Source organism: Actinacidiphila acidipaludis (assembly GCF_019890725.1).
Taxonomy (GTDB): domain Bacteria; phylum Actinomycetota; class Actinomycetes; order Streptomycetales; family Streptomycetaceae; genus Actinacidiphila; species Actinacidiphila acidipaludis.
Map to the genome: position 1 here is coordinate 1 of NZ_JAINZZ010000115.1, position 7,134 is coordinate 7,134.

Here is a 7,134-nt window from a genome sequence, read left to right on the forward strand (position 1 = left end):
GGACCGGTCGAGGACGATCTGGGGTTCGGCCTGGACGACTTGCCGGGGGATGCCGTCGATCTCGGGGAACGTCGTGCGCAGCGCTTCGTGCCGGTCGGTGACGTCCCGCAGCGCCGCTTCCAGCGCGCCCGCGTCCAACCCGCCCGTCAGGCGAAGCCCGAACGCCAGGTTGTAGGAGGAACTCGCGGTGTCCATCCGGTTGATGAACCACAGTCGGCGCTGTGCGTAGGAGAGCGGCAGGCGTTCCGGCCTGACCATGGGGCGGATGCTGTCGCGGGCGCGGTCGGCGCCGGTCAGGGTGCCGGCGAGCCGGGCGGGTGTGGGGTGTTCGAACAGGGCGCGGATGGGCAGTTCGACGCCGAGGGCCGAGCGGACCCGGGAGACGAGGCGGGTCGCCAGCAGGGAGTGGCCGCCGAGGTCGAAGAAGTTGTCGTCGGTGCCGACCCGGGTGGCGCCGAGGATCTCGGCGAACAGCCCGCACAGGATCTCCTCCTGCGGGGTCCGCGGGGCGCGTGCGCCCGGGCCGCCGGAGATCTCGGGGGCGGGCAGCGCCCGCCGGTTCAGCTTGCCGTTCGCCGTCAGCGGCAGCTCCGGGAGGAGCACGCACGCCGAGGGCACCATGTACTCCGGCAGGGAGCCGGCCGCGTGGCGGCGCAGCGCCGCGGGGTCCGGGGTGGTGCCCGCGGCCGCCACGACGTACGCCACGAGGCGCTTGTCGCCGGGGGTGTCCTCGCGGACGACGACGGCGACCCGGGCCACGTCCTCCCGCGCGGCGAGCACCGTCTCGATCTCACCGAGCTCGATGCGGAAGCCGCGGATCTTGACCTGGTCGTCGACCCGGCCGACGTACTCGACCTGGCCGTCGGGGGCCCACCGCGTCACATCGCCGGTGCGGTACATGCGCGAGCCGGGCGGGCCGTACGGGTCGGCGACGAAGCGTTCGGCGCTCAGGGACGGCCGGTTGAGGTAGCCGCGGGCCACCTGCACGCCCGCGATGTACAGCTCGCCCTCCACCCCGACCGGCACCGGCCGCAGCGCCGCGTCCAGCACGTACACGCGGGTGTTGTGCAGCGGGCGGCCGATGGGCGGGGCGCCGCGGAGCGGTGCGTCACCGGCCCACATCGTGGCGTAGACGGTGGCCTCGGTGGGGCCGTAGATGTCGGCGACCCGGACGCTGGAGAAGGCCGGCGGGACGTCGGCGCCCTGGGCGGTCACCTGCTCGCCGCTGAAGACGAGCGTGTCCGCGGACATCGCCACTTCGCCCTGCGCCACCAGGTGCAGCAGCGCCGACTGCACGCCGCCCACCATGGTCGCCGGGCTGTCGGCGGGCTGGTCGGCGAGCGCGAGCAGGTCCCGCAGCACCTCGACGGTGCCGCCGCACAGCAGCGGCCCGTAGATCTCGAAGACCGAGATGTCGAAGCTCAGCGATGTGGTGAACAGCACGTGCCGGAAGCGTTCGAGGCCGAACTCCCCGATCGCGCAGGCCGCCAGGTTCGCCACGCTGTCCTGCTGGACCACCACGCCCTTGGGGCGGCCGGTCGAGCCGGAGGTGTAGCTGACGTAGGCGGGGTTGGCGGGCCGCAGCGGCGCCACCCGGTCGGCGTCGGTGGGGTCGTGGGCGGGCAGCGCCGCCAGCGCCGCCCGCAGTTCCGGCGCGTCCAGCCGGATCTCGCGGGTCGTGCTGTCCGGCGGTAGCTGTCCCGCGGTCTCCGCCGCGGTGAGGACCACGGCCGGTGCCGCGTCCCGCAGCATGTAGGCGACGCGGTCCGCGGGATAGCTCAGGTCCAGCGGCAGATAGCCGGCGCCGGACTTCAGCACCGCGAGGACGGCGACCAGCAGGTCGGCGGTGCGCGGGAGCGCCAGGGCGACGAGCTGCTCGGGGCGGACCCCGAGGCCGATGAGGTGGTGCGCGAGCCGGTTGGCCCGGGCGTTCGTCTCGGCGTAGGTCAGCGACTCCCCGGCGTGGACCAGCGCGACGGCGTCGGGCGTGCGGGCCACCTGGGCCTCGAAGAGCCCGGCGAGCGGCCCGGACGGCAGCTCGCGCGCGGTGTCGTTCCACTCCACCAGCACCCGGTGCCGCTCGGCGGGGTGCAGCAGGTCGATCGTGCCCACCCGCCGGCCGGAGTCCTCGGCGACGGCCTCGAAGATCCGCACCAGCCGGTCCGTGAGCGCGGCGGCGTCGTCCTCGCCGTACAGGTCGGTACGGTACGACAGCCGCATCACCAGCCGGTCGCCGGACATCGCGGCGAGCGTCACCGGGTAGTGCGTGGCGTCCCGGGCGCCCGCGCCGGAGACCCGCACCCCGGCCACGACCGGGTTGAGCGCGGCCGGGTCGGCGGGGAAGTTCTCGAAGAGCACCAGGGTGTCGAAGAGCGTCCCGAGGCCCGCCTGCCGCTGGATGTCGGTCAGCCCGAGGAACTGGTGGTCCATCAGCGCGGTCTGCTCGTCCTGGAGCCGGGTGAAGAAGGCGTCCAGGGTCTCGGCGGGACGGGTGCGCACCCGGACCGGCAGGGTGTTGATGAACAGCCCCACCATCGTCTCCACGCCGGGCAGTTCCGGCGGGCGGCCGGACACCGTCGCGCCGAACACGACGTCGTCCCGCCCGGTCAGCGCGGCCAGCAGCAGTCCCCAGGCGCCCTGCACCAGCGTGTTCATCGTCCAGCCGCGGCGGCGGGCCAGCGCGGACAGCCGGCCGGTCAGCTCCTCCGGCAGCGACACGAAGTGGTCGGCCGCGGGGGCGGGCGCGCCGCCGGCCGCGTCGGCGGCCAGCAGCGTCGGCTCGGTGACCCCGTCCAGCGCCTGCCGCCACGCTCGCGCGGCCGGCTCCCGCTCCTGCCGGGCCAGCCACGCCAGGTAGTCCCGGTACGGGGTCACCGGCGGCAGGCCGTCCGGGTCGCCGCCCTCGGCCAGCAGCCCGTACAGCGCGAACAGGTCGCCGGTGACCAGCGGCGACGACCAGCCGTCCATCACGATGTGGTGGTTGGTGACCACCAGCCGGTACTCGTCAGGACCCATCGTGACCAGGGAGAACCGGATCAGCGGCGGCCGGGCGGTGTCGAACCCGCGCGCCCGGTCGGCGTCGGTGAGGCGGCGGAACGCCTCCTCCCGTTCGTCCTCGGGCGTGGCGCTCAGGTCGACCTCGTCCCAGGGCACGCGGACCTGGCGCCGGACGATCTGCAGCGGCGGCCGGTCGTCGGACAGGCGGAACCCGACGCGCAGCACCGCGTGCCGCCGCACCAGGGCCTCGGCGGCCTTGCGCAGCGCATCCGCGTCCAGCGTGCCGTCGAGCCGGTGGGCGACCTGCACGATGTAGGGGTCGTCCGCGCCGCCGTCGAACGCGGCGTGGAACAACAGCCCTTCCTGCAAGGGCGACAGCGGCAGGATGTCCTCGATCTGTGCCGCGCGGGACCGTTTCGTCGTCTTCACGGTCAGCTGCTCCGCTCTGCGTCGAGTTCGCCGTCCAGTTCGCCGTCCAGCTCGTCGTCGAGGTCGTCGTCGTCCTCGAACTCCCCCTCCAGCGCGTCGATCTGCTCCTGCGTCATGGCCACCAGCGCGATGTCGGACGGCGTGACGCCCGCCGCGCCGCCCTGTTCCGCGTGCGTGATCAGGGCCGTCAGGACCCGCTCCCACGTCGCGCTGAGGTCGCGGATATCGGCCTCGTCGAAGAGCATCTCCGGCCAGGACCAGGCCGCCGCCAGCCGTGGGCCGTCGGCGTACTCCCTGGTCAGGGCGTTGAGTTCCATGCTGTGCGCCATCGGCGCGTCATGGTCGCGCAGGCCGGGCACATGCTCGGCGGCCGGCGACCAGTCCGCCGGGTCGGGGGAGCCGTGGGCCACCCGGCCCAGGTAGTTGAAGCCGATCTGCCGGGGCAGCGCGTCCGCGAGCACGGCCGCGGTCTCCTGGTTCAGGTGCCGCAGCATGCCGAAGCCCAGGCCCTTGTCGGGCAGGCCGCGCAGTTGCTCCTTGACGCGCTTGAGCACGTCGCCGACCGCGTCGCCGCCGGCCCACACCGCGTCCCAGTCGAGCGGCCCGAGGTCCAGGGCCACCGGGAAGATGCTGGTGAACCAGCCGACCGTGCGCGACAGATCGACGCCCTTGACGAACTCCTCCCGGCCGTGGCCCTCCAGGTCCACCAGCACCGCGGTGCTGTCGTCGCCGGCCCGGCGCCGCCGCCAGTCCGCGACGGCCAGCGCGAGCGCGGTCAGCAGGACGTCGTTGACGCCGGCGTTGAAGGCGCTGGGCACCGTGGTGAGCAGCGACGAGGTCGCCTCGGTCGGCAGCTCCTGCGCGACGTACCGCAGGGTCCCCATCACGTCCTGCGTCGGGTCCAGCGGGCGGTCGCTCAGCAGCATGTCCGGCGTGTCGAGGATCCCCTCCCACAGGGCCATCTCCTGGCCGCGCCGCGCGTCGTGCGCGCCGCTGACCAGGTGCTCGGCCCACCGCTTGAACGAGGTCCCCACCGGCTGGAGCTGCGGCGCGCGCCCGGCGGACACCGCGGTCCAGGCCGTGGCCAGGTCGGTGGTCAGGATCCGCCAGGAGACACCGTCGACGATCAGGTGGTGCAGCACCAGCAGCAGCCGGCCCTGCTCCCGCGGTCCCGCGTCGAACCACACGGCCTGGAACATCGCGCCGGCCTCCGGGGCGATGCGCTCGCCGGCCGCCTCGATCTCGGCGGCGAGCAGGTCGGCCCGCGCGTCGGCGTCGAGGCCGGTGACGTCCCGCCGGGTGATGCGGTCGGCGGCCGGGCAGCTCCCGGCCGGCCTGATCTCCAGCTCCCAGGGACCGCCGCCGTCCGGCCGGACCAGCCGCATCCGCAGCACGTCGTGGTGGTCCAGCAGTGTCCGGACGATCGTCTCGAGCTGCTCGGCGGTCATCCCGGCCGGCGCGTTCAGGTACGACGTCTGCGAGAACCGGCCGATGGGGCCGCCGCGTTCGCGCATCTCGTGGATGACCGGGGTGAGCGGCACCGTGCCGACGCCCGTGTCGGCGGTCCCGCCGACGTCACCGCCCACCGCGCCCGCGGCGGCCGCGATCGCCTCGACGGTCTTGTGCTGGAACACCATCCGGGGCGCGATCGCCAGGCCGGCCTTGCGGGCGCGGCTGACGAGCTGGATCGAGACGATGCTGTCGCCGCCGAGGTCGAAGAAGTTGGCGTCGACGCCGACCTGCGGCAGCTTGAGCAGCTCCTTGAAGAGCCCCACCAGGATCTCCTCCTGGGGCGTGCGCGGCGGGCGCACGGCGGCCTCGGCCCGGAACTCCGGCGCGGGCAGCGCCCGGCGGTCCAGCTTGCCGTTCGGCGTCAGCGGCAGCTCGCTCAGCGCGACCACGGCCGCCGGCACCATGTACTCCGGCAGGACGTCGCCGAGCGCCTTGCGCAGCACCGACGCGTCCAGTGCCGCACCGGCGTCCGGCCCGGCAGCCGCTGCCGCGGGCACCACGTAGCCGACGAGCTGACGCCGCCCCGGCTCGTCCTCCCGGACGGCGGCGGCCGCCTGGGCGACCTCGGGCAGCGCGGCCAGGGCGGCCTCGACCTCGCCGAGTTCGATGCGGAAGCCGCGGATCTTGACCTGGTCGTCGGTGCGTCCCAGGTACTGCAGCCGGCCGTCGGCACGCCACTTCACCAGGTCGCCGGTGCGGTACATGCGGGAGCCCGCGGGACCGAAGGGGTCGGCGAGGAAGCGTTCGGCGGTCAGCGACGGGCGGTTGAGGTAGCCGCGGGCGAGCTGCTCCCCCGCGACGTACAGCTCGCCGGCCGCGCCCGGGACGGCCGGCCGCAGCCGCTCGTCCAGCACGTACACCCGGGTGTTCCACACCGGGCGGCCGATCGGCGCGCTCTGGCCGGTATCGGCGGCGCCGGGCGTGACGGCGTCGGTGAGGGCGTCCGTCACCGCGTTGACGGTGGTCTCGGTCGGCCCGTACTCGTTGACCACGCGCACGTCCCAGGCGGCGGCGACGTCCGCGGCCAGCGCGGCGGGCAGCGCCTCGCCGCCGGAGAGCAGCACCCGGATGCCCCGGCCCCGCTCGTCCAGCGGCATCGCCGCCAGCAGCGACGGCACGAACTGGGCGACGGTGACACCGTGCCTGCCCACGTGCGTCATGAGCTGCTCGGGGTCGCGGCTCGCCTCGTCGGACGCCAGCGCCATCGTCGCTCCGCTGAGCAGCGACAGCCACAGCTCCACCCCGGCCGCGTCGAAGCTCACCGGTGTCCTGGCCAGCACGACGTCGGACTCGGTCACCTGGGTCGCGTCGAGCAGCCACAGCACCTGGTTGGCCAGCCCGCGCTGGGTGACGGTGACGCCCTTGGGGACGCCCGTCGAGCCGGACGTGTAGATCACATAGACCGGGTGCTGCGCGGCGATCGGCGCGAGCCGGCCGTCGCCGTCGGTCAGGTCGGTCTCCGCCCGGCCGGCCAGCTCCGCCGCGGTCTCCGGCTCGTCCAGCAGGAGGGTCCCGGCGGGCGCGCCGAGCCCGGTCCGGCTCGTGGTGACCAGCAGGGCGGGAGCGGCGTCCGCCAGCATCCGGGCCACGCGGTCGGCCGGGTGGGACGGGTCGACCGGCAGGTAGGCGGCGCCGGTCTTGGCGACGGCCAGCAGCGCGGTGACGAGCTCCACCGAGCGCGGCAGGGCGACCGCGACGATCCGCTCGGGACCCGCGCCCCGCTCGGCCAGCAGCCGGGCCAGGCGGTTGGCCCGGGCGTTGAGCTCGGCGTAGGTGACGGACGTGTCCTCGTGGACCACCGCGGTGTTGCCCGGCGTCCGGGCGGCCTGCGCCTCGAAGAGCTCGGGGAGTGTGGCGTCGGGGACGGTGCGGGCGGTGGCGTTCCAGTCGTTGAGGACGCGGTTGCGTTCGTCGGGGCTGAAAACGTCGATGCTGCTGAGCGGGCGGGTGGGGTCGGCGGCGACGGCCCGGAGGACGCGCACCAGCCGGTCGGCGAGCGACCGCGCCGTGTCCTCGTCGAACAGGTCCCGGCTGTACTGCAGGAACGCCGCGATGCCCGCCGGGGTGCCGTCGTCCGCGAACTGCTCGGTGAGGTCCACCGCCAGGTCCACCTTGCTGGTGGCGATGTCCACCGGCTGGTGCGCCGTCTCCACACCCGGGAGGTCGAGGACGGGGGCGGGGTTGTTCTGGAGGGCA

2 protein-coding genes are annotated in these 7,134 nt (G+C 74.5%); both read right to left on the reverse strand.

Annotated features, from left to right (window positions below; all coding sequences use genetic code 11):
* The coding region (locus K7862_RS36730; protein ID WP_222970088.1) for a non-ribosomal peptide synthetase at positions 1-3,426 on the reverse strand (3,426 nt) is incomplete at its 3' end.
* Between the two features lie 2 nt (positions 3,427-3,428).
* The coding region (locus K7862_RS36735; RefSeq protein ID WP_222970090.1) for a non-ribosomal peptide synthetase at positions 3,429-7,134 on the reverse strand (3,706 nt) is incomplete at its 5' end.